General features: G+C 60.4%; 19 protein-coding genes. 10 read left to right on the forward strand and 9 right to left on the reverse strand.

Features of this window, described 5'->3' with window-relative positions:
* Positions 1-59: 59 nt before the first annotated feature.
* The 3 genes from AB5Y94_RS06245 to AB5Y94_RS06255 are packed head-to-tail and all read left to right on the forward strand — an operon-like array spanning position 60 to position 3,272.
* Positions 60-1,970: an ABC transporter ATP-binding protein gene (locus AB5Y94_RS06245; protein WP_368205195.1), complete on the forward strand. Its 1,911-nt coding sequence runs from the start codon at positions 60-62 to the stop codon at positions 1,968-1,970.
* Entirely contained in the window at positions 1,963-2,424 is a 462-nt protein-coding gene (locus AB5Y94_RS06250) for a DUF2390 domain-containing protein (RefSeq protein ID WP_016351916.1), read from the forward strand. Before AB5Y94_RS06245 ends, AB5Y94_RS06250 begins: the two co-directional genes overlap by 8 nt.
* Positions 2,418-3,272 (forward strand): 23S rRNA (adenine(2030)-N(6))-methyltransferase RlmJ, encoded by an 855-nt coding sequence (locus tag AB5Y94_RS06255; protein ID WP_368205196.1) that lies wholly within the window; start codon positions 2,418-2,420, stop codon positions 3,270-3,272. The genes AB5Y94_RS06250 and AB5Y94_RS06255 overlap by 7 nt, the downstream gene beginning before the upstream one ends.
* Positions 3,273-3,322: 50 nt before the next feature.
* Here the strand turns inward: AB5Y94_RS06255 and AB5Y94_RS06260 are convergent, their stop codons facing one another.
* Entirely contained in the window at positions 3,323-4,252 is a 930-nt protein-coding gene (locus AB5Y94_RS06260; RefSeq protein ID WP_368205197.1) for a LysR family transcriptional regulator, read from the reverse strand.
* Positions 4,253-4,360: 108 nt separating this feature from the next.
* Between AB5Y94_RS06260 and AB5Y94_RS06265 the strand changes: the two genes are divergently transcribed.
* Entirely contained in the window at positions 4,361-4,960 is a 600-nt protein-coding gene (locus AB5Y94_RS06265; protein WP_368205198.1) for an FMN-dependent NADH-azoreductase, read from the forward strand.
* A 97-nt stretch (positions 4,961-5,057) separates the two neighbouring features.
* Here the strand turns inward: AB5Y94_RS06265 and AB5Y94_RS06270 are convergent, their stop codons facing one another.
* On the reverse strand, positions 5,058-5,264 hold the full coding sequence (locus AB5Y94_RS06270; RefSeq protein WP_016351920.1) for a hypothetical protein: 207 nt from the start codon (positions 5,262-5,264) through the stop codon (positions 5,058-5,060).
* A gap of 186 nt (positions 5,265-5,450) precedes the next feature.
* Between AB5Y94_RS06270 and AB5Y94_RS06275 the strand changes: the two genes are divergently transcribed.
* The 6 genes from AB5Y94_RS06275 to AB5Y94_RS06300 all read left to right on the forward strand — a co-directional run bounded on the left by AB5Y94_RS06275 (position 5,451) and on the right by AB5Y94_RS06300 (position 10,108).
* Positions 5,451-5,813, forward strand: a complete 363-nt coding sequence (locus AB5Y94_RS06275; protein ID WP_368205199.1) for a DUF2061 domain-containing protein — start codon at positions 5,451-5,453, stop codon at positions 5,811-5,813.
* 480 nt (positions 5,814-6,293) lie between these two features.
* Positions 6,294-7,145, forward strand: a complete 852-nt coding sequence (locus tag AB5Y94_RS06280) for a hypothetical protein (protein WP_368205200.1) — start codon at positions 6,294-6,296, stop codon at positions 7,143-7,145.
* Positions 7,146-7,220: 75 nt separating this feature from the next.
* Positions 7,221-7,955: an HNH endonuclease gene (locus tag AB5Y94_RS06285; protein ID WP_368205201.1), complete on the forward strand. Its 735-nt coding sequence runs from the start codon at positions 7,221-7,223 to the stop codon at positions 7,953-7,955.
* A 114-nt stretch (positions 7,956-8,069) separates the two neighbouring features.
* Positions 8,070-8,381, forward strand: coding sequence for a hypothetical protein (locus AB5Y94_RS06290; protein WP_368205202.1), 312 nt, complete (start codon positions 8,070-8,072; stop codon positions 8,379-8,381).
* Between the two features lie 638 nt (positions 8,382-9,019).
* Positions 9,020-9,451 (forward strand): MerR family transcriptional regulator, encoded by a 432-nt coding sequence (locus tag AB5Y94_RS06295; protein ID WP_368205203.1) that lies wholly within the window; start codon positions 9,020-9,022, stop codon positions 9,449-9,451.
* A 54-nt stretch (positions 9,452-9,505) separates the two neighbouring features.
* The gene (locus tag AB5Y94_RS06300) at positions 9,506-10,108 is read left to right on the forward strand and encodes an NAD(P)H-dependent oxidoreductase (RefSeq protein ID WP_368205204.1); all 603 of its coding nucleotides are present in this window, start codon (positions 9,506-9,508) and stop codon (positions 10,106-10,108) included.
* Between the two features lie 45 nt (positions 10,109-10,153).
* Here the strand turns inward: AB5Y94_RS06300 and putP are convergent, their stop codons facing one another.
* The 7 genes from putP to cueO all read right to left on the reverse strand — a co-directional run bounded on the left by putP (position 10,154) and on the right by cueO (position 19,458).
* The gene (gene putP / locus AB5Y94_RS06305) at positions 10,154-11,671 is read right to left on the reverse strand and encodes a sodium/proline symporter PutP (protein WP_368205205.1); all 1,518 of its coding nucleotides are present in this window, start codon (positions 11,669-11,671) and stop codon (positions 10,154-10,156) included.
* Between the two features lie 289 nt (positions 11,672-11,960).
* A complete protein-coding gene (locus AB5Y94_RS06310) occupies positions 11,961-12,887 on the reverse strand; it encodes a L,D-transpeptidase family protein (protein WP_005304791.1) in 927 nt (308 codons plus the stop codon).
* Between the two features lie 186 nt (positions 12,888-13,073).
* On the reverse strand, positions 13,074-14,315 hold the full coding sequence (locus tag AB5Y94_RS06315) for a mechanosensitive ion channel family protein (RefSeq protein WP_005304793.1): 1,242 nt from the start codon (positions 14,313-14,315) through the stop codon (positions 13,074-13,076).
* A gap of 122 nt (positions 14,316-14,437) precedes the next feature.
* On the reverse strand, positions 14,438-15,637 hold the full coding sequence (locus AB5Y94_RS06320) for an acetate kinase (RefSeq protein ID WP_268009627.1): 1,200 nt from the start codon (positions 15,635-15,637) through the stop codon (positions 14,438-14,440).
* A gap of 153 nt (positions 15,638-15,790) precedes the next feature.
* Positions 15,791-16,282: a YhcH/YjgK/YiaL family protein gene (locus tag AB5Y94_RS06325; protein WP_201892697.1), complete on the reverse strand. Its 492-nt coding sequence runs from the start codon at positions 16,280-16,282 to the stop codon at positions 15,791-15,793.
* A gap of 309 nt (positions 16,283-16,591) precedes the next feature.
* Positions 16,592-17,698: a 1-acyl-sn-glycerol-3-phosphate acyltransferase gene (locus AB5Y94_RS06330; RefSeq protein ID WP_010636222.1), complete on the reverse strand. Its 1,107-nt coding sequence runs from the start codon at positions 17,696-17,698 to the stop codon at positions 16,592-16,594.
* Between the two features lie 155 nt (positions 17,699-17,853).
* On the reverse strand, positions 17,854-19,458 hold the full coding sequence (gene cueO / locus AB5Y94_RS06335; protein WP_368205206.1) for a multicopper oxidase CueO: 1,605 nt from the start codon (positions 19,456-19,458) through the stop codon (positions 17,854-17,856).
* Between the last annotated feature and the right edge of the window lie 233 nt (positions 19,459-19,691).

Consider the following 19,691-nt stretch of genomic DNA (forward strand, 5'->3'; position numbering starts at 1 on the left):
CATTTCACGTAAGATCCGCGCCAGTTTTTCTCCTTTATTTGAGCCAAGCAGACCAATCCATGATAGTTGCCAGTCAAATCGAACTGATCCGCGGCGGCCGCAAGCTGCTGGACAACGCATCCGCCACCATTCACCCCGGCCACAAAGTGGGTCTGGTGGGCAAGAACGGCTGTGGCAAGTCCACCTTTTTTGCACTGGTACGGGGCGAGCTGGCCATCGACAGCGGCAGCTTCAGCCTGCCCGCCGGCTGGCAGATTGCCGGGGTGGCACAGGAGACCCCGGCGCTGGACTGCTCCGCCCTCGACTACGTGATCGACGGCGACAAGGAGTTCCGCGCACTGGAGGCCGAGCTGGCCCAGGCCGAGCGGGATGACAACGGTCTGCTGGTGGCCGAACTGCACGGCAAGCTCGACACCATAGGTGCCTACAGCATTCGCGCCCGCGCCGCCGAGCTGTTGCACGGCCTCGGCTTTGGCGACGAGCAGCTTGGCTCGCCGGTACGCAGCTTCTCCGGTGGCTGGCGCATGCGCCTCAACCTCGCCCAGGCGCTGTTGTGCCGCTCCGATCTGCTGCTGCTCGATGAACCGACCAACCACCTGGATCTCGATGCCGTCATCTGGTTGGAGAAGTGGCTCAAGGGCTATCAGGGCACGCTGGTGCTCATCTCTCACGACCGCGACTTCCTCGACTCTGTGGTGACTCGCATCATCCATATCGAGAACGGCAAGCTCAACGAATACAGCGGTGGCTACTCCGACTTCGAACTGCAGCGCGCCGAACACCTGGCCCAGCAGCAGTCCATGTACGAGAAGCAGCAGCGGGAGATGGCCCACATGCAATCCTATGTGGACCGCTTCCGCTACAAGGCCTCCAAGGCGCGCCAGGCCCAGAGCCGATTGAAGGCCATGGAGCGGATGGAGAAGATCCTGCCCGCCCACGCCGACTCCGAATTCAGCTTCGAGTTTCGCGAGCCCTCGGCCCTGCCGACCCCGCTGATTGCCATGGAGAACCTCAGCGCCGGTTACGGCGACAAGGTGATCCTGGAGAAGATCAAACTCAACCTGGTACCGGGTTCGCGCATCGGCCTGCTCGGTCGCAACGGCGCCGGCAAATCCACCTTCATCAAGATGCTGGCGGGCTCCAACCCGCCGCTCTCCGGCAAGCTCGAGGTGAGCGCCGGGGTCAGCATCGGCTACTTCGCCCAGCATCAGCTGGAGACCCTGCGCCTGGATGACTCGCCCCTCGATCACCTGGTGCGCCTCGCGCCGGACAAGACCGAGCAGGAGCTGCGCAACTACCTCGGCAGCTTTGGCTTTCACGGTGACAAGGCGCTCGACAAAGTCGCCCCCTTCTCCGGCGGCGAGAAGGCGCGGCTGGTGCTGGCCCTCATCACCTGGCAAAAGCCCAACCTCTTGCTGCTGGATGAACCGACCAACCACCTGGATCTGGAGATGCGCCACGCCCTGACCATGGCGCTGCAAGGCTTCGAGGGCGCCATGGTGGTGGTCTCCCACGACCGGCACCTGCTGCGTACCACCACGGATGACTTCTATCTGGTGCACGGTGGCCGGGTCGAACCGTTCGACGGCGATCTGGACGACTACCACAAGTGGCTCGGCGAGCAGGAGAAAGAGGCCAACGCCAAACCGGACGATGGCCCGATCTCCGCCAACTCGGCGGTGGCGCGCAAGGATCAGAAGCGGCGCGAGGCGGAGTTCCGGCAAGCGACCCGGCCGCTGCGCCAGAAGCTGGAGAAGCTCGAAACCAGCATGGAGAAACTGCAGGCCAAGCTGGCCGCGGTGGAAGAGCAGCTGGCCGACCCCGCCATCTATGAAGAGAGCGCCAAGCAGAAGCTCTCCGAGCTGCTCAAGTCCCAGGGCCCCATCAAGGAGGAGCTGGAAGGGGTGGAGCTGGAGTGGATGAGCCTCAGTGAGGAGCTGGAAACCATGGAGCAGGCCTTCCTTGCGTGACGAACAGCTGATGGCGAGCGAGCGGATCGCCGCCCACGAACTGCCGGGCCCGCTCGACTTCTGGCAGTGGAGCGGCGAGGTGTACGGCGCCCGCAGCCAGGACTGGCTCAGCGTGCAGGCGCAGGGGGGCAACGTCAATCTGGCCCTGTTGCTGCACCGGCTGGATCAGTGCGGGATCCCGGTCGATCTGACCGACCTGCAACCGGCGCTGGTGCAGACCGAGGCGGTGCTCGGCCCCTGGCGCACCCTGCGTTCGAGCGCCAAGGCGCGGCTCGGCGAGCAGGAGTATCAGGCCATGCTGGCCCACGAGCTGGAGCTGGAGCGGCTGCAACAAGGGGTGCTGCTGCAGACCCTGCGCAGCCTCACCCTGTTTCGCGGCAACAGCCGCAACTTGTTGAACTATCTATTGTTACTGGGGGCCCAGCAGGGCCCCCTCAGAGACCTAATATGCTGAGTTATCGCCACGCCTTTCATGCCGGCAACCACGCCGACGTGCTGAAACACACCGTTCAGGCCCTGATCATCGAGTCCCTCAAGAAGAAGGAGAAACCCTTCATCGTGCTGGACACCCATGCCGGTGGCGGTCTCTACGACCTGCGCGGCGACTGGTCGCAGAAGAAGGCGGAATACGCCGACGGCATTGGCCGGCTGTGGGACGAGCGGGCCCAGTGGTCCACCATGGCACCCTATCTCGGCGTCATCGAGGAGATGAACTGCGATGGTCAGTTGCACTACTACCCCGGCTCGCCGGAGCTGTCGCGCCGCCTCGCCCGCGAGCAGGACAAGCTGGCGCTGATGGAGCTGCACAACAACGAGGTGGACGATCTGCGCGCCAACATGGGTTACGACCCCCGCGTCGCCGTCCACCACCGTGACGGCTTCGAGGGGCTGGTGGCCCTGCTGCCGCCCACCCCGCGCCGCGGCCTGGTACTGATCGACCCGCCCTATGAGCTCAAGGAAGATTACTTCGCGGTGGTCGATACCCTGAAAAAGGCGCAAAAACGCTGGGCCACCGGCATCTACGCCCTCTGGTATCCCATTCTGGGGGAAGAGGCGGACAAATCCCGCGACATGCTGCGCGCCATCAAGCGCGAGAACTTCGGTAACGTCTTGGTGGCCGAGCTGGAAGTGGCCGGTCAGACTGCCGACTGGGGCATGAACGGCTCAGGCATGCTGATAGTGAGCCCCCCCTGGCTGCTGGACGAGCAGATTGAAGCCTTCCTCAAACCCCTCTGTGCCAAGCTGGCGCAGGGCGCCGGCGCCCAGTACAAGGTCGAGTGGCTCAACAAGGTTGAAGCGTAACGCCTTGCATCACTCGCACACCGCCAAGGGCCTGCCACTGCAGGCCCTTTTTATTGACCATGACTGCCCGCCCCCGCCACGCTGGCAAGCCGCTCCGGCAGCCGGCTCGCCAGCCAGTCGATGGCCATTCTGGTCTTGAGCGGCAGATGCGGGCTATGGGGCCAGAGGGCATTGATGGGGTAGCTCCGCCCCTTGAGGGAGCCCAGCACTTCGCGCAGCTCGCCCCGCTCAAGGTGCGGGCGTGCCAGCCAGTTCGGCAACCAGGCGAGACCAAAGCCCGCGATGGCTGCCTGAGTGATGGCGTGCAGATCGTCCAGCTGCAGACGCCCCGTCGGTCGCACCGATTGCCACTGGCCATCCAGCTGCCACTGCCACGCCAGCACCCGCCCCTGCCGCAGATAGGCGATGCCCTCGTGCTGGGCCAGATCCGCCAGCGTCATCGGTTCGCCCCGCTCGGCCAGATAGGCGGGCGCAGCGCAGAGCGTCATGCCGTGCTCGCCGAGCCGGCGCGCCGCCAGATCCAGGCTGTCCGGCGGCTCCCCGTTGCGGATCACCAGATCGAGCCCCTCCTCCACCAGATCCACCTTGCGATCGCTGAACGACAGCGACAGCGCCAGCCCGGGATGAGCCTGCGCCAGCTCCAGCAGCAGGGGCGCCACGCACAGCTGACCGAACAGCACCGGCATGGAGACCTTGAGGCTGCCGTTGAGAGTGAGCTTGTTGCTGGCCAGCGCCGCCTCGCCGAGGCGCACCTCCTCCAGCGCCCGCAGGCAGTGGCGATGGAACAGCGCCCCCTCCTCGGTCAGGCTCTGGCTGCGTGTGGTGCGGTGAAACAGCTGGACGCCGAGACGCTGCTCGAGCCGGGCAATCCCTTTGCCCACCGCCGAGCGGGTGAGGTGGAGCCGCTCGGCGGCCTGAGCGAAACTGCCCGCCTCCACCACGCTGGCGAACAGATCGAGGCCATTGAGGCTGTTTGCCATCTATTGCATACCTTGTGGAACCAATATGGCGAAATAGTATCAGCACTGCGGAAAAAAATGACTGATAAGCTCCCTCCATCCCCACATTTGTCAGATGGAGTTCACCTCATGAGTCAGATCCTGCTGCTGCAATCCAGCCTCAACGGCCCCGAGTCCCGCACCAACCAGTTGATGGAGCACTTTCTGCAAGTGCGCCGGGAGCAGGGCCACCAGGACCAGGTGGTGGTACGCGACCTGCCCGCCCTCGCCCTGCCACCACTGGACAGCGCACTGTTTCACGCCCTGCGGGGGGCCGAACCAGCCAGCGAGGCCATCCGCCAGGCGGTGGTGCTGTCGGATCAACTGATTGCCGAGTTCAAGGCCGCCGACCTGCTGCTGATCGGCGCCCCCATGTACAACCTCAACGTGCCGACCCCGCTCAAGAACTGGTTCGATCTGGTGGCACGGGCCAGGGTCACCTTTCGCTACACCGACAGCTACCCCATGGGGCTGGTGGAGGGGGTAAAAGCTCTGGTGTTCAGCAGCCGCGGCGGCGTGCATCAAGGACAGGCAACGGATGCAGTCACCCCCTACCTCGAGTCCGTGCTCGGCCTGATGGGCATCGCGCAGGTAGAGTTCGTCTACGCGGAGGGGATGGACCTGCGCCCCCACGGGGCGGAGCAGGGCATGCGCCAGGCCCATGAGCGGATCGCAGCCCTCAGCCGGTGAACCCCTTGCCCGCCTCTTGCCACCCCCATCGGCAGTTGCGCGGGAGACGCGCAAAAAACAAAGCCCCGTCACGGGGCTTTTAGCATGTCGGCCAACCTCACGTTTTGCCCGGGAGATCCCGCCAGAGCGCCAGAATAAGCAGCGCCAGCAGGGCGAAAGGCGGGGCCAGGCTGAGCAGCATGCACAGCACTGTGATCAGCACCGGATGCTCGCTCTTGCGGCGGGCCAGTCGCCAGGCCACGACGCCGACGATGATCATCAGCAACAGGATGAACTGCCCCATCAGGGTGGCGTTGATATTCATATGCATGAAAGCTCCTTTTTCATGGCAAAGGCTCACTCTAGCGCCGCTGTGGCCCCAGGCAACTCCCAATCCGGTGAGGGCGTTCTCACTTGATAGGTCGTCCCTATCCAACCATTAGATGAGAATGGTTTTCATTTAATGGAATTTCGGGGGATACTCTGCTCATCACCAGAGGGAGCCGCCATCATGAAAAAGACCATCAGCTTTGCCGTTTTGCACTTCACCGTGGCCTTCACCGTGGCTTACCTGCTGACCGGTGAACTGCTCACCGCCAGCCTGATCGCCCTGATCGAACCCGCCGTCAACACGGTCGCCTTCTACTTCCACGATCTCGGCTGGCACAAGCTCAAACCCCGCCACAGCCTTCAGGCCAAGACCAGCAGCTTCGCCCTGGTGCACTTCTCGGTGGCCTTCGGCGTCGCCTACCTGCTGAGCGGCGAGCTGCTCACCGGCGGCGTGATGGCACTGATCGAGCCTGCCATCAACACTGTGGTGTTCTTCTTCCACGAGCGGCTGTGGCGCGCCCGCCAGCAACTGGCACTGGCCTGAGGGAGGGGCTGCGGCCCTTCCCTGCACCTGAACAAGCTTCTCTCCCCCGGCAAGGGCACCACTCCCTGCCGCACTGACCAATTTGTTGATCCCGCCCCAACATTTATCACCTCGCCCTTCCCCTGCGCTCCTCTCTCGCTACCATACCCGAATGGCAATCAAAGCCTCGTCGGAGTCACCCATGGCCCTCTCCGCCATCCCCGTTGGTTACAAAGCAGCAGACTGGAAGCTGAAATTCAGGGGCGGTAGCCATGCCGGCGTTTGCCATGACCAAGGTCACACGACTTTTCTATGTTGTTGTAATGGTTGTGCAAAAAGAAGAGGGCAAGCGAATACAATAGGCCTCAGAGATAGAAAGATAAGTCATTGATTTTAAATATTATTTATAGTTCCCCGAATCAACCTAAAACGGAGTTAGATAGAAGGCGGTATTAATGTGTTAGTACCGCCCTCCATCTAATCACTGTCAAATAGATAATTATGAATCAGCTAAATGAATTTATTACAGATTTAGAGGTTTTAGAAAAAACCTTCTACAAAATAGCCGCTAACATAGATGAAATGGAAATTTATGGTTTGCGCTATATGTCTAGATGGTTAGATCTAGATATGCTTTTACCATGTTTAGAAGGTTTCACTGAAAACGTAACTCACTTAACAAGGGTTAGTGAAATTGTTGACTCAAAAATTTATAAATCAATAGATAGCATACTTGAAGAAACAAAAATTGAAGATGTTATATCCAGATTCAAAGTCAGAATACATATTTCATTGAATGGTAGAAACATTAGTCTACTCAGACCTTTATATATTTTAATCAGGGCTATTCCTAAAGCATTTGGCGTTTCAAAACAAGTAACTTTATTCTCGAATATCAATGCAGAAATTGAAGATCTTCTATCCGCAATAAATAGATTAAAAAATCAAGTAAAGTTACTTTTAAAAACATATGAGAGTTACAAAGATAATGATGATGAGATATTCAAACCATCAAATCTAGATATCAGGTTTATCACTAAGGAAATTGATGCAGCAATTGTTCAGGTATCGGCATCATCTGATTTAAATGAAGAACAGAAAACCAAGTTAAATCAATATTTAAACGAAGCAAAAACAGAATTAACAAAAACAGCACCAAGTTGGCGAAAAATTATTGGTGCCTTAATAATTGCATCCACATTAATTGGTGGGATTAATGACCTACCTGGTGCCGTAGATAATATAAAAAATGCTATTGCACATATCATCGGGAAAGGTGTATATAAAGAGCAATCTAAAGATCTAGCGCTTCCAATGGTTGAGAATCATGTAGAAGCCCCCCAATCTATTTAACAAAAACTTGGTGTGGGACCGCTACGTGGCCCCACAAGTAAAAGTTAGAGCAAAAGTGGAATTCGAGAATAGATGATGAATCAGACATTGAATAAAAGAAGGATTCCGTCGGCTGCTATGCGGGCGAATCTCATTGCAAAACACAATAATAAATGTGCAATGTGCTCCATTTCTGGAGAGCAGATCTCTCTAGAAATGGCTTCGATTACGCCTCTTCATCAAGGCGGATGCCTGACGGAAGAAAATTTCCTTCTGCTATGCCCTAATTGCCATAGGTATATGGACATGGGGCCAAAAGAGATTGAGTTTGTAAATTTCCTTTATCAAGTTCTTAAGGAAACTAGCCCTAATAAAAATATTCAACTCGAAGCAATAATTGGAGATACTCAAAGGGCGAGAGCAGACATTCTCATAGAGGATAGTCGGAAAGAGAAGATTCTCATTGAGTGCAAATCCAATAAAGCAATTACAAGGAGCCACAGTTCTAAAATAGTCGAACAGATTTTGGAGTACGGCAAGCTTATAGGCGAATGCAAGAAAGTCCTGGCCATACCAGGTAGATTGCCACACGAGATAAAGCAAAACTTAGAATCTAATGACATAGAGGTATGGGATGCAGACTATCTCATTAAGAATTTCAAAGTAGGTATACAAAAGGCTGATAGCAGCTACTTCAAAATGCTTCTAACTGCCATCGCTGGAGAGCAAGAAAGTAGTAGAGATCAAGATTTGCTCAAAAATTTAAAGGCATGTAACCCTGGTCGTAAAGATTGCTACATATATCAGAGCCTCATTGGCGAAATCATATAGGAACTATTTTGTCCTCCTCTTGATAAGCCGATTCAAGAAGTTAACGACTTCACCAAGTCAAACCGAAGAGATTTTATTGTCCCCAATTATGCTACGGAAGGGTTTTGGTCATTTTTGCGCAAAAAATACTCCGCTGACTATGTTGTGGTAGATGCTAAAAACTACTCTAGAAAAGTTAAAAAGAGTGATATCCTTCAAATCGCGAATTACCTAAAGCCTCATGGAGCAGGACTATTTGGAATAATATTCTCTAGAAATGGCGGTGACTCTGCTGGTTGTTTGCACACCATTCGAGAACAGTGGATGGTACATCAAAAACTGATTCTTGTACTTGATGATACTGACGTAGAAAATATGCTTTTATCATCTGGCGGAGCCGCAGACTTAATCGGAGCAAAAATTGAAGAATTCAGGCTATCTATGTAAATGATCTAACAAAGTACTATTGTCGGACTGGTTTTCCGCTGCGCTAAAAACCAGCCGCAAAGCGCGGTGTTAACTTTCAAGGGTCGTCTTAAGCCCATAGGTTCGAATAGTGAAGCGTATTCGAACAGGTGCGAATAAAAAAGCACATAGGTAGCCGGATAATTATCAGGCTACCTTTCAACGATCATTCTGCCGCGATTGTCTGATGATGCTTCGCTCATCAGACCGACAAAAGTGATATTCACCACCCTCCTAAATTATCGGGAAATCCCCTTGGGGAGCCCTTTTCGGCCACCTGGTGCCCCTGACTGGCGTTCCAGAGCCACCATAATCTCAATTTATGGGTTTTCCGATAATGACCCCATATTTGCTTATAGCGGCAATCACCTGTCCATTGACGTCCGTTCAGGCCCCATCAGGGGTCAGCCCGACCATCTCCCGGCCCGAAGGGCGGACGAAATCCCGTCGAGGGCTACGCCCTAGCATACTATGGGGCAAAGCTACATCCAGAGAGCTGCTGCACAATGCACTCCACCTGCGCCGCGCCAAGGACGCGCCCCTCCCCCACGGGGATTCATTTCCCCCCTGCCACTGGCCTATAGTGAGCCTCTACTCGAACAACCTTTGCGAGCAGCACCATGTATATCGGCGAATTTGCCCGGCTGGCGGGCACCACCCCAAAGGCTGTCCGCCTCTATGAGCAGCTCGGGCTGCTGCCCGAGCCCAGGCGGCGCGGCAGTTATCGCGTCTACCGGGCCGAGGATCTGGAGTGGGTCGGTTTTATCCGCGAGGCCCAGCGGCTTGGCTGCAAGCTCGGGGAGCTGGTTCCCCTGCTCGCGGGTGTCACCAGCCTCGCTCACTTCCCCTGGCAGAAGGTGGAGCAGCTTATCGCGGGCAAGCTGGCCCAGATCGCGGCGGAGGTCGCCAGGCTGCAACGCCAGCACCAGGGCTTGACCCAGTGCGCCGCGCTGCTGGCGCAGCACCCCTGCCGCTATGGCGCTCCGGTCCGGCACGACCCCGACGAGCAGGGTAATCCCGCAGCAACGGATCGGGGGCACAAGGTGGCTTGACTCTGTCCCATGGGACAAGGGGTGTAATGGGGGCTCACTTCAAGGAGCCATACCATGATCCCCAACCTGCTTGTTCTCAACGGCAATCCCAAACCCGACAGTTTCTGCCATGCCCTGGCCCGCGAGTATGCTCGCAGCGCCGATGAGGCAGGCGCAGAGGTCACTCTGCTGCACGTGGGCGAGCTCGCCTTCGAGCCGGACTTGCGCCATGGCTATGACCTTATGCCACCGCTGGAGCCGGATCTGCTGGCGTTGCAGCAGAGCCTGACTGCCGCTCATCATCTGGTGATAGTCTCCCCCCTCTGGTGGGGTGGCATGCCGGCCCGTCTCAAGGGCCTGCTGGATCGCACCCTGCTCTCCGGCTTCGCCTTTCAATATGTCAAGGGCAAGGCCCAGCCACTGCGCCTGCTCGCAGGCAAAACGGCGCGCCTGCTGCTCACCATGGACAGCCCAGTCTGGTACTACCGCTGGTGGCTGGGGGAGCCCGCCTCGCGGATCCTCGACAAGCAGGTACTGGGGTTGTGCGGCATCCGGCTGACCCACCGCCAGCATCTGGGGCCCATGCATACAGCCAGCAATCAGGACAAAGCCCGCTGGCTGACGCGCACAGGTGCGGCGGCCCGCGCCGATGTGCGCCGACTAAATCGTCGTCCATAAAAAAGCCCCGCATCGCGGGGCTTTTTATTACCGGCAATAGCAAACTCAGTTGACGGCAACCGGCTGACCCAGCGCATCCGGCGGGGTCTGGAACTCGCGCTCGGCATCGTCAAAGCGCTCCAGCATGGCCTTGGAGGGGGCCTTGTCCAGCAGGCTGAACACCAGGATGGCGAGTCCGGAGAAGAGGAAGCCCGGGATGATTTCATAGAGCCCCAGCCAGCCGAACTGCTTCCAGACGATGACGGTCAGGGCACCCACCAGCATGCCCGCCAGGGCGCCGTTGCGGGTCATCCGCGACCAGAGCACGGAGAGCAGCACCACGGGGCCGAAGGCGGCGCCAAAGCCGGCCCAGGCGTAGCTCACCAGCCCCAGCACCCGGTTCTCCGGGTTCATGGCAACGCTGATGGCGATGAGCGCGATCACCAGCACCATGGCACGACCGACCCACACCAGCTCCTGCTGGGAGGCGTTCTTGCGCAGGAACGGCTTGTAGAGATCCTCGGTGATGGCGCTGGAGCAGACCAGCAGCTGGCAACTGAGGGTACTCATTACCGCCGCCAGGATGGCGGAGAGCAGCACCCCGGCGATCCAGGGGTTGAACAGGATCTTGGAGAGCTCGATGAAGACCCGCTCCGGGTTGGCAGTCACACCGCCAGCCTGCTCGGTGAAGGTGGAGAAGTAAGAGAGACCGAAGAAGCCGATGGCCACGGCGCCGCCGAGGCACAGCACCATCCAGGTCATGCTGATGCGGCGGGCATTGGCCATGGAGTGGTGGGAATCCGCCGCCATGAAGCGCGCCAGGATGTGGGGCTGGCCGAAGTAGCCCAGGCCCCAGGCCATCAGCGAGATGATGGCGATGAAGTCCAGGTTCTTGAACATGTCGAGGTTGCTGGCGTTCTGCGCCGCCACCTGCACCATGGCGGTGTCGATGCCGCCCACCGCGATGATGACGAACACCGGGGTGAGGATCAGGGCGAAGATCATCAGGGTGGCCTGCACCGTATCGGTCCAGCTCACCGCGAGGAAGCCGCCGAAGAAGGTGTAGGTGATGGTGGCCGCGGCACCGACCCAGAGGGCGGTGTCATAGCTCATGCCGAAGGTGCTCTCGAACAGGCGGGCACCGGCCACCACGCCGGAGGCGCAGTAGATGGTGAAGAACAGCAGGATCACCAGGGCGGAGAGGATGCGCAGCACCCGGCTCTTGTCCTCGAAGCGGTAGGTGAAGTAGTCCGGCAGGGTCAGGGCGTTGCGGTTCTTCTCGGTGTGCACCCGCAGCCGGCCGGCGACCCAGCGCCAGTTGAGGTAGGCACCCAGGGTGAGGCCGATGGCGATCCAGCTCTCGGAGATGCCGCCGATGAAGACGGCGCCCGGCAGGCCCATCAGGAGCCAGCCGCTCATGTCGGAGGCACCGGCGGAGAGGGCGGTCACCCAGCTCCCCATCCGGCGTCCGCCGAGAATGTAGTCGTCAAAGTTGCGGGTGGCGCGATAGGCGATAAAGCCGATCAGGACCATCCCGAGGATGTACACCAGAAAGGTGATGAGCATGGGTGTGCTGGCTGTCATTCAAAACTCCGTTATGTGACGTGTGTACCCGTTCTGACGACGGGCTCTTCCTTAAAAAAACCGCCCTAGCTTAATCAGCAGATCCCATGACCTCAACCTTTTTTAACAAACAGAAAACACAATATAAACGTTTCATCTTTAACCAACAGACCAGCGTTGCCCCGTTCCGCCAGATTTTATCCTGACGCAGCAACTGCTTATCCGCCGGGCGCGATCCGTGGCAGAGCCCCGCCACGGCCGCAAAAAAAAAGCCCCGACCAGAGGTCGGGGCCATGTCGGCAAGCGCCAATCAGCGATTGATCGCGATCGGCATGCCGCTGCGCTGCTCCAGCGCCTGCTTGACCAGCTGGGAGTCGCTGTCGGCATGGGCGATGAAGCGGGTCACCGCCGGGGTCATCGGCAGCGGTGCAGGCAGGCTGGAGTTGAACTCCTCCTGATTGCGGGAGAGCGGCTGATGCACTTCCAGGTAGCGGCGGCCATCCGGCTCGACACTGGCCTTGATCGGCTGGTTGACGAACTGGACGCGGGTACCGACCGGTACCTTCTTGAACAGGTACTCGATGTCGTCGTTGCGCAGGCGCACGCAGCCGTGGCTCACCCGCAGGCCGATGCCGAACTGGGCGTTGGTGCCGTGGATGGCGTACATCTTGCCGATGTAGAGCGCGAACAGCCCCATGGGGTTGTCCGGGCCGGCCGGCCATACTGCCGGCAGGGTCTCGCCACGGGCGGCATATTCAGCATGCATCTTGGCGGTCGGGGTCCAGGTCGGGCCCGCCTTCTTGCGCTGCACGCTGGTCACCCAGTTTTCCGGGGTATCGGTACCGAGCTGGCCGATGCCGATGGGCAGCACTTCCACCACCTTCTTGCCTTTCGGGTAGTAGTAGAGGCGCATCTCGGCCACGTTCAGCACGATGCCTTCACGGGGCGCATCCGGCAGGATCAGCTGGTGCGGCACGATCAGCTTCTCGCCGGTCTGCAGCAGCAGGGGATCCGCCTTGGGGTTGGCCTCCAGCATGTTGGTCAGCCCCAGCTGGAATTTGGCGGCGGCGGCCTCCAGCGGCTGGCCGTTTTCTTCGGCCGGGACCACGTATTCCAGATTTTCACCCACCAGGCGGCTGTTGGCCGCAGGCAGGGCGTATTCAACAGCGAGCGCAGGCGCGGCGCCCAAGAGGAGGCTGCAGCACAGCGCGGCCGCAGTAGTGTGGAGGAGCTTCATAACTTTCCTGTAATGGATGACGTGGTTCAAGACTCTGGGCTGACCCGGGAGCGGCAGGCGATCCGGGGGCGAAGAGAAGGCCGCCATTTTTCTCCTCTGCCGGGCAAATTTCAACTGACAAGTGGCGGCGGGTCAGCGATTAATATCGCTTTTTTTATCCGCCGCCAGCCCTTGTCTGATGGCCGTTCACCCCTTTTGCCAGGCGCGCATATCGTAACCTGTGGGAGATTGGTGCAACCGCAGATGAAATTGCTCGATGATGGCAAAAATGTGGTCGAAAATGTCGGCCTGGATCCCTTCGTAATCGGCCCAGGCGGTGGTCGCCGTGAAGCAGTAGATCTCCAGCGGCAGGCCGTCCGTGGTCGGCGCCAGCTGGCGCACCATCAGGGTCATGTCCTTGCGAATGCCGGGGTGGGCGCGCAGGTAGGCGTCCAGATAGGCGCGCAGGGTGCCTAGGTTGGTGAGGTGGCGGCCGTTGATGGGGCAACTGATGGCGTCGCTCAGCTGCTGGTTGTAGGCGCTCAGCTCCTGCTCCTTGCGGCTCAGATAGGGCGCCAGCAGCTGGGCCTGCTTGAGCTGCAGCTGCTCGTCCGCCGTCAGGAAGCGCACGCTGGTCATGTCGATGTTGACGCTGCGCTTGATGCGCCGGCCGCCCGACTCCGTCATCCCCTGCCAGTTCTTGAAGGAGTCGGAGATGAGGGCATAGGTGGGGATGGTGGTGATGGTCTTGTCCCAGTTCGACACCTTGACCGTGGTGAGGCCGATGTCGGTCACCTCGCCATCGGCGCCGTACTTGTCCATCTGCAGCCAGTCACCGACGCTCAGCATCCGGTTGGCGGAGAGCTGGATGCCGGCCACCAGGCCGAGGATGGGGTCCTTGAACACCAGCATCAACACCGCGGTCATGGCACCCAGGCCGCTGAACAGGAACAGCGGCGACTTGCCGAGCAGCAGGGCGATCATCAGGATGCCCACCAGGATGCTGCCCACCAGCTTCACCCCCTGGAAGATGCCGCGCAGGGGCAGATCCCGCCCGAGCCGGGTATAGCGGCTCACCGACAGCAGGCAGTCGAGCAGGGCGAACAGCGCCAGCAGCAGGAACAGCAGGATCCAGAGCTGGGCCACCGTCTCGATGAGCTGCAGGCTTTCGGAGTCGCGCGGCAGCCAGATCTCGGCCTGCCCCAGCAGCACGGCCCCCTGCAGCACGAAGGCGAGTCGGTAGAACAGCCGCTGCTGCAGCTGGGGCGGCAGCCACACCTGCATGGTCTTGCCGAGCACCCCCACCAGCCGCACCAGCAGCACCCGGTGCAGCAGCATGTGCAGCACCAGCGAGGTGAGCACGATGAAGCCGAGGGCGATCACCAGTCCCGTCATGCCGGTCACCTCCAGCCCGAGCCCGGCCAGCCAGCGAAAAATCGTCTCCTTCATCCCATCCTCCTGTGCGTGAAACTGCGGTCAGGGTACGTATCTGCCACCCCATGTCAAATGGGCACCGGCCCACAAACGACAACGCCCGGCAGGGGCCGGGCGTTGTCTGGGAGCAAGGGGCGTCAGCCGACCAGGCTCAGGGCATCGCGGGCGATGACCAGCTCTTCGTTGGTGGGCATCACCAGCGCCAGGCGGCTGCCTTCGGCGGTGATGGGGCCCTCGCCGCCCAGCACGGCGGCGTTGTTGGCTTCCTTGTCGACCTTGAAGCCGAACAGGGCCAGACGATCCAGCACCATCTCGCGCACCATGGCGGCGTTTTCACCGATACCGCCGGTGAACACCAGGGCGTCCAGACGACCGTCCATGGCGGCGGCATAGGCGCCGACATACTTGGCCACCCGGTAGGTGAACACATCCAGCGCACGCTTGGCACCGGCGTCGGTGGCGTAGTTGGAGGTGACGTAGCGGCAGTCGCTGCTCGCCTCTGTCATGCCCAGCAGGCCGGACTCGCGGGTCAGGGTGTGGTTGATCTGCTCCACGCTGTAACCGAGCTGGTCGTGCATGAAGAAAACCACGGCGGGGTCGATGTCGCCGGAGCGGGTGCCCATCGCCAGCCCTTCCAGCGGGGTCAGCCCCATGGAGGTGTCGACGGATTCGCCGCCACGGATGGCGCAGACGGAGGCGCCGTTACCCAGGTGGCAGTTGATGATGTTGAGCTCTTCGAGCGGCTTGCCCAGCGCCTTGGCGGTCTCTTCCGCGATGAAGCGGTGGGAGGTGCCGTGGGCGCCGTAACGACGGATGCCGTTCTCTTTGTAAAGCTTGTAGGGCAGCGCGTAGAGGTAGGCTTCCTCTGGCAGGGTCTGGTGGAAGGCGGTGTCGAACACGGCCACGTTCTTCTCTGCCAGCGCCGGGAAGACCTTGAGGGCGGCACGGATGCCGATGAGGTGCGCCGGGTTGTGCAGGGGAGCGAACGGAATGGCGGCTTCGATGCCGGCGATCACGCCATCATCGATGCGAACGGAACGGGAGAACTGCTCGCCGCCGTGCACGATGCGATGGCCGATGGCCACCAGCTGCTCGGCCAGGGTCGGATCCTGCGGCAGGATGTGACCCACGATGTGGTCGAGGGCTTCCTGGTGCGCGGCACCCGCGCCCAGCATGGCCTCGCCCTTGACGCCGTGGAGTTTCCATTTGATACGTGCATCATCCAGATTGAAGCATTCGGCCAGGCCGGACAGCATGTCCTCACCTGTTTCGGCGTCCATTACGGCAAATTTCAGGGAAGAGCTACCGCAGTTAAGGATCAATACCAACTTGCTCATGTTCTACATCTTCCTGTGCTTCGGCTTTATGCCGACAGTGTCGTGTCATCCAACATGGATGGGATTCCCCTGCCGGGGGCTTATGGTCGCAGGAAAGTGCGCCCAATTTTTCAATATGTTAAGTGCAAATCCGGATGATTCCGGCCACTCGTCTCAGTCAGGCTGCGCCAGCACTTGCAGGCCGGCCAGCAGATCCCGGTGCACCTTGACCACCAGCTTCTTCACCTTGGCCGGCGGGTTGGGGGTGCAGAGGGGGCGATGCAGTTCTCCCGGCCAGAAGATGGCGAAGTCGCCGGGCTGCAACGCCAGATAACTGGTCTGTTCGTCGTCGACGAACCAGAGATCGGGATGGGGGTGATCCGCCCCTTCGCTCGCGTAGGTGTGCGGGCCGACCCCGATCCACTCCTCGCCGGCGAGCAGCAGTTGGATGTCCAGGTACTGCTGATGGAACTCGCCACGGCGATCCGCCGCCGGCTCGGTCAGCTCTTCGCTCACCAGACAGAACAGCTTGAGGCCGTCGACCTCCTGCTTGCCGAGCGGGGCATGCCGCCACCGGTCGACGCTTTGCACCACCTCGACCAGGATGCGGTCGAGCGGGGCGGGCAGCGGCGTACGCTGCAAGGTATTCAGACTGCCGGTGATCATGGCGCTTCCTTAGGTGTATTCAGGCGACATCTTAGCCGCAAAATGAAAAAGGACCCGTTGAAGGTCCTTGTGTCACACCGTCTGCTATCCGTGCAGACCGGGATGGAGCCATGGCTCTCTCCGGCGTGGTGAGTGCACTGTTACACACTCATCCTCGGCTTGCCAAGCGGGGCAAGCGCGTTCGCCGGGTGATCGTACCAGCTGAAACAATATTATTCACTACTCCATTGCCGGCGACTTTGACCAGACGCAAAAACGGGAGCATCAGCTCCCGTTTTTTTCGCATCACCTGGTCAAAACCGGTGTCATTCAAGCCTTGGCGGCGTTCTCCACCGGTTTGGCGTACATGGCACGCCAGATGGCCTTGTGCTCTTCCGGTACCTCGGACTGACGGCTCAGGAAGGCGGCCTGTTCGATGGTATTGGCGTGGCCTGCCACATCCGCAGCCAGGTAGTTGCCCGGGAAGAGGCGGTAGTTGCCCCAGATCGCCTTGTCGATAAGCGCCGCCAGTTCGTCCGGATCGCTGAAGCCTTCGGTGATGGGGGCGCCGAAGGAGACGTGTACCCGCCCCTTCTGGCCGACGATGCCGGCGACTATGCTCTCGATGTCCTCGAACTCGCCCTTCTCGTAGCTGCCGTTGATGGACTTCTCGTACAGCTCGCGCGCCTTGGCCTTGTCGGTAGGATCCAGCTCGTAGCTGATGCTGACCGGCACTATGTTGAGACTGCGCATGTAGTCGACGAACTCGATCTTCTGCTTCTTGCCGTCCACGTAGAACATCTTGAGGATCGCCGGATCCGTCTTGTCATCGCCGTTCTTGGCGCGCCCTTCCTTCTGGGCGATCCAGATGGAGTGGCCTTCGTGCACCGACTGGCCGATGTAGGCCGACAGCTCGCCGAGCGCCTTCATCATCTCCCGCGGCCCCTTGGCGGAGCGCTTGACGATGAAGCTCTTGTTGAGCTTCATCAGCTCGGTGGCGCAAGGCTTGCGCAGCAGGTTGTCGCCGATGGCGATGCGCACGGTATCGAAACCATGGGTGTGCAGACCCCAGTTGACGAACGCCGGATCCATGGCGATGTCCCTGTGGTTGGAGACGAACAGGTAGCCCTGCTCTTTTTTAAGATGCTCAAGCCCGGAGAAGGTCACCCCCTGGGTGGAGGTGGCGATCATCCGGCTCATGTAGCGGGTCACCCCCATCTGCACCTGATGGATGGTGGTCACCTTGGACCACTTGTAGCGCAGGAACTGGCGGATCAGCGGGCGAATGGCCCAGCCCAGCCAGCTCATCAGGGAGCCGAAGCGATACTTGGCGATGGCGCCGATAAATTCATCATCCCGGATCAGCCGCTCGATGGCTGCCGGTACTTCCTCATCGCGGTAGGGGCGAATGTCCGCGAATCTATCTACTTCTGTCACAATGTCAGCCTTGCGTGTAAGGAGTCGCGGCCGGCGTGCGCCGGCCGGAAAATTCAGGGCGCAATTTTACACGCTTTTATGCCGAGGGGTATGCGGCGCAGCCAGATAGTGAGATCTGACCAGTAAAAAACAATGGCCCCGAACGGGCCATTATTTCACTCTTCCACCGTGAACGAGAGCATCATGCCGGTGTCTTCATGCTCCAGCAGATGGCAGTGAGCCATGTAGGCCCGCTCCTTCGGCGCCGTGTGATCGAAGCGCACCAGCACCTCGCTGCGCCCGCCCTCCACCTTGACGATATCCTTCCAGCCGGCTCGATGGGGGGCCACCGGCTGACCGTTCTCGCTCAGGATCCGGAAACGGGTGCCGTGAATGTGGAAGGGGTGCAGCATCATGTCCCCCTCCCCCGAGATGATCCAGCGCTCGGTGCGGCCGCGCTTGACCGCAAACTGCGGGTCGTTCATGGCGAAGGCCTGGCCGTTGATGCGGTTGCCGCCGTGCAAGTCCAGCGCGCCGCCCGCTTGCGTCATATCGGCCATGTCGCCATGATCCATCCCGGCCATCCCGTCGCCTTGCCCGTCCATCTTCATCCCGGCCATGCTGCCCGTATCGCCATGCTCCATGCTCATGCCCGCCATGGCACCGTGGCCATAGCGGCTCATCAGCGCCTGCATCCCCTGCCGGTCCAGCTCGGGATCCATCGACAGGGTCAGGGTGCGGCTCGGCAACTCTTGAGTGGCGGGCAGCGCAGGCAGCCGAGCCAGACTGTCCGGCAGGCGCCCCTTGCCCTCGATCAGGGAGGGCCGGATCCGCAGCAGCGGCAGGGCCGCATCGAACGGCGCCAGGGTCATCCCCATCTGGCGTACCGGCAGAGTGAGCAGATCGAACGCCTGGCCGTTGCGGGCGTCCACCATCACCTCGAAGCGCTCCCCCGGCAGCAGCGCCAGCTCGCTCAACGCCACCGGCTCCGCCAGCAGGCCGCCATCGCTGCCGATCACATACAAGGGGCGACCGTCGCTGGTCGCCAGCCTGAGGGAGCGGGCATTGCAGCCGTTGAGCAGCCGCAACCGCAGCCAGCCGCGGGGGGCGTCGTGGGTCGGATAGACGGCGCCGTTGGTCAGCATCAGATCGCCGAACCAGCCGACCGCCGCGCTCATCACGTCCAGCTGGTAGTCCACCTGATCCCGCCCATCGAGCCGCTTGTCCTGCAGCACCAGCGGGATGTCGTCCACCCCCCAGCGCTGGGGCAGCGGCAGCCGCAGGCTCTCCTCGTCGTCGAGGATGAAGAGCCCGGCCAGCCCCATGGCCACCTGATGGCCGGTCTGTCCGTGGGTATGGGGGTGATACCAGCAGGTGGCCGCCGGCTGCTCGATGCGAAACGCCGCCTGCCACTCTTTGCCGGAGGGGATGCTGGCCTGCGGGCCGCCATCGGCGGTGCCGGGCACCTCCAGCCCGTGCCAGTGGATCGTGGTGGTCTCCGCCAGCTGGTTGGCGACCCGGACTCGCACCGCCAGCCCCTGACGGGCACGCAGAGTGGGGCCGAGCAGGTTGCCGTTGTAGCCCCAGCTATGGGTCGGCTGGCGTCGCCACTGCATCTGGCCCGGCTGGGCCCTGAGCTGGAACACACCGCTGGCATCCGCCTCCAGCAGCGCAGGAATCGGCAGGGCTGGGCGCTCGGCGGCAAGCGCCCGCCCCCACCAGGGCAGGGCACCGGCGATACCGACGGCGGTGGAGAGTTTGAGAAAATCGCGACGCTGCATGAGTCGTTCCTCGTTGGCCAAAGCGGACCTTCAGCCTATGCAGCAACCCTGCGGCAAGGTCAAGCCCCGCCAAGCCGGCGGCCGGACAGTTTCTGGCTTATCCGCTTGCCAGCAGAGCCATGGTCGTCAAGCCAGCGCCAGACTCACCGCCGCCTCGGCGTGGATCGCCATGGTTGCGTCGTAGAGCGGCACCTTGGCGCCGGCATATTCCAACCCACTATCGGCCTCACCTG

The sequence above is a fragment of the Aeromonas sp. s5 genome, assembly GCF_040907865.1.
Taxonomy (GTDB): Bacteria; Pseudomonadota; Gammaproteobacteria; order Enterobacterales; family Aeromonadaceae; genus Aeromonas; species Aeromonas dhakensis.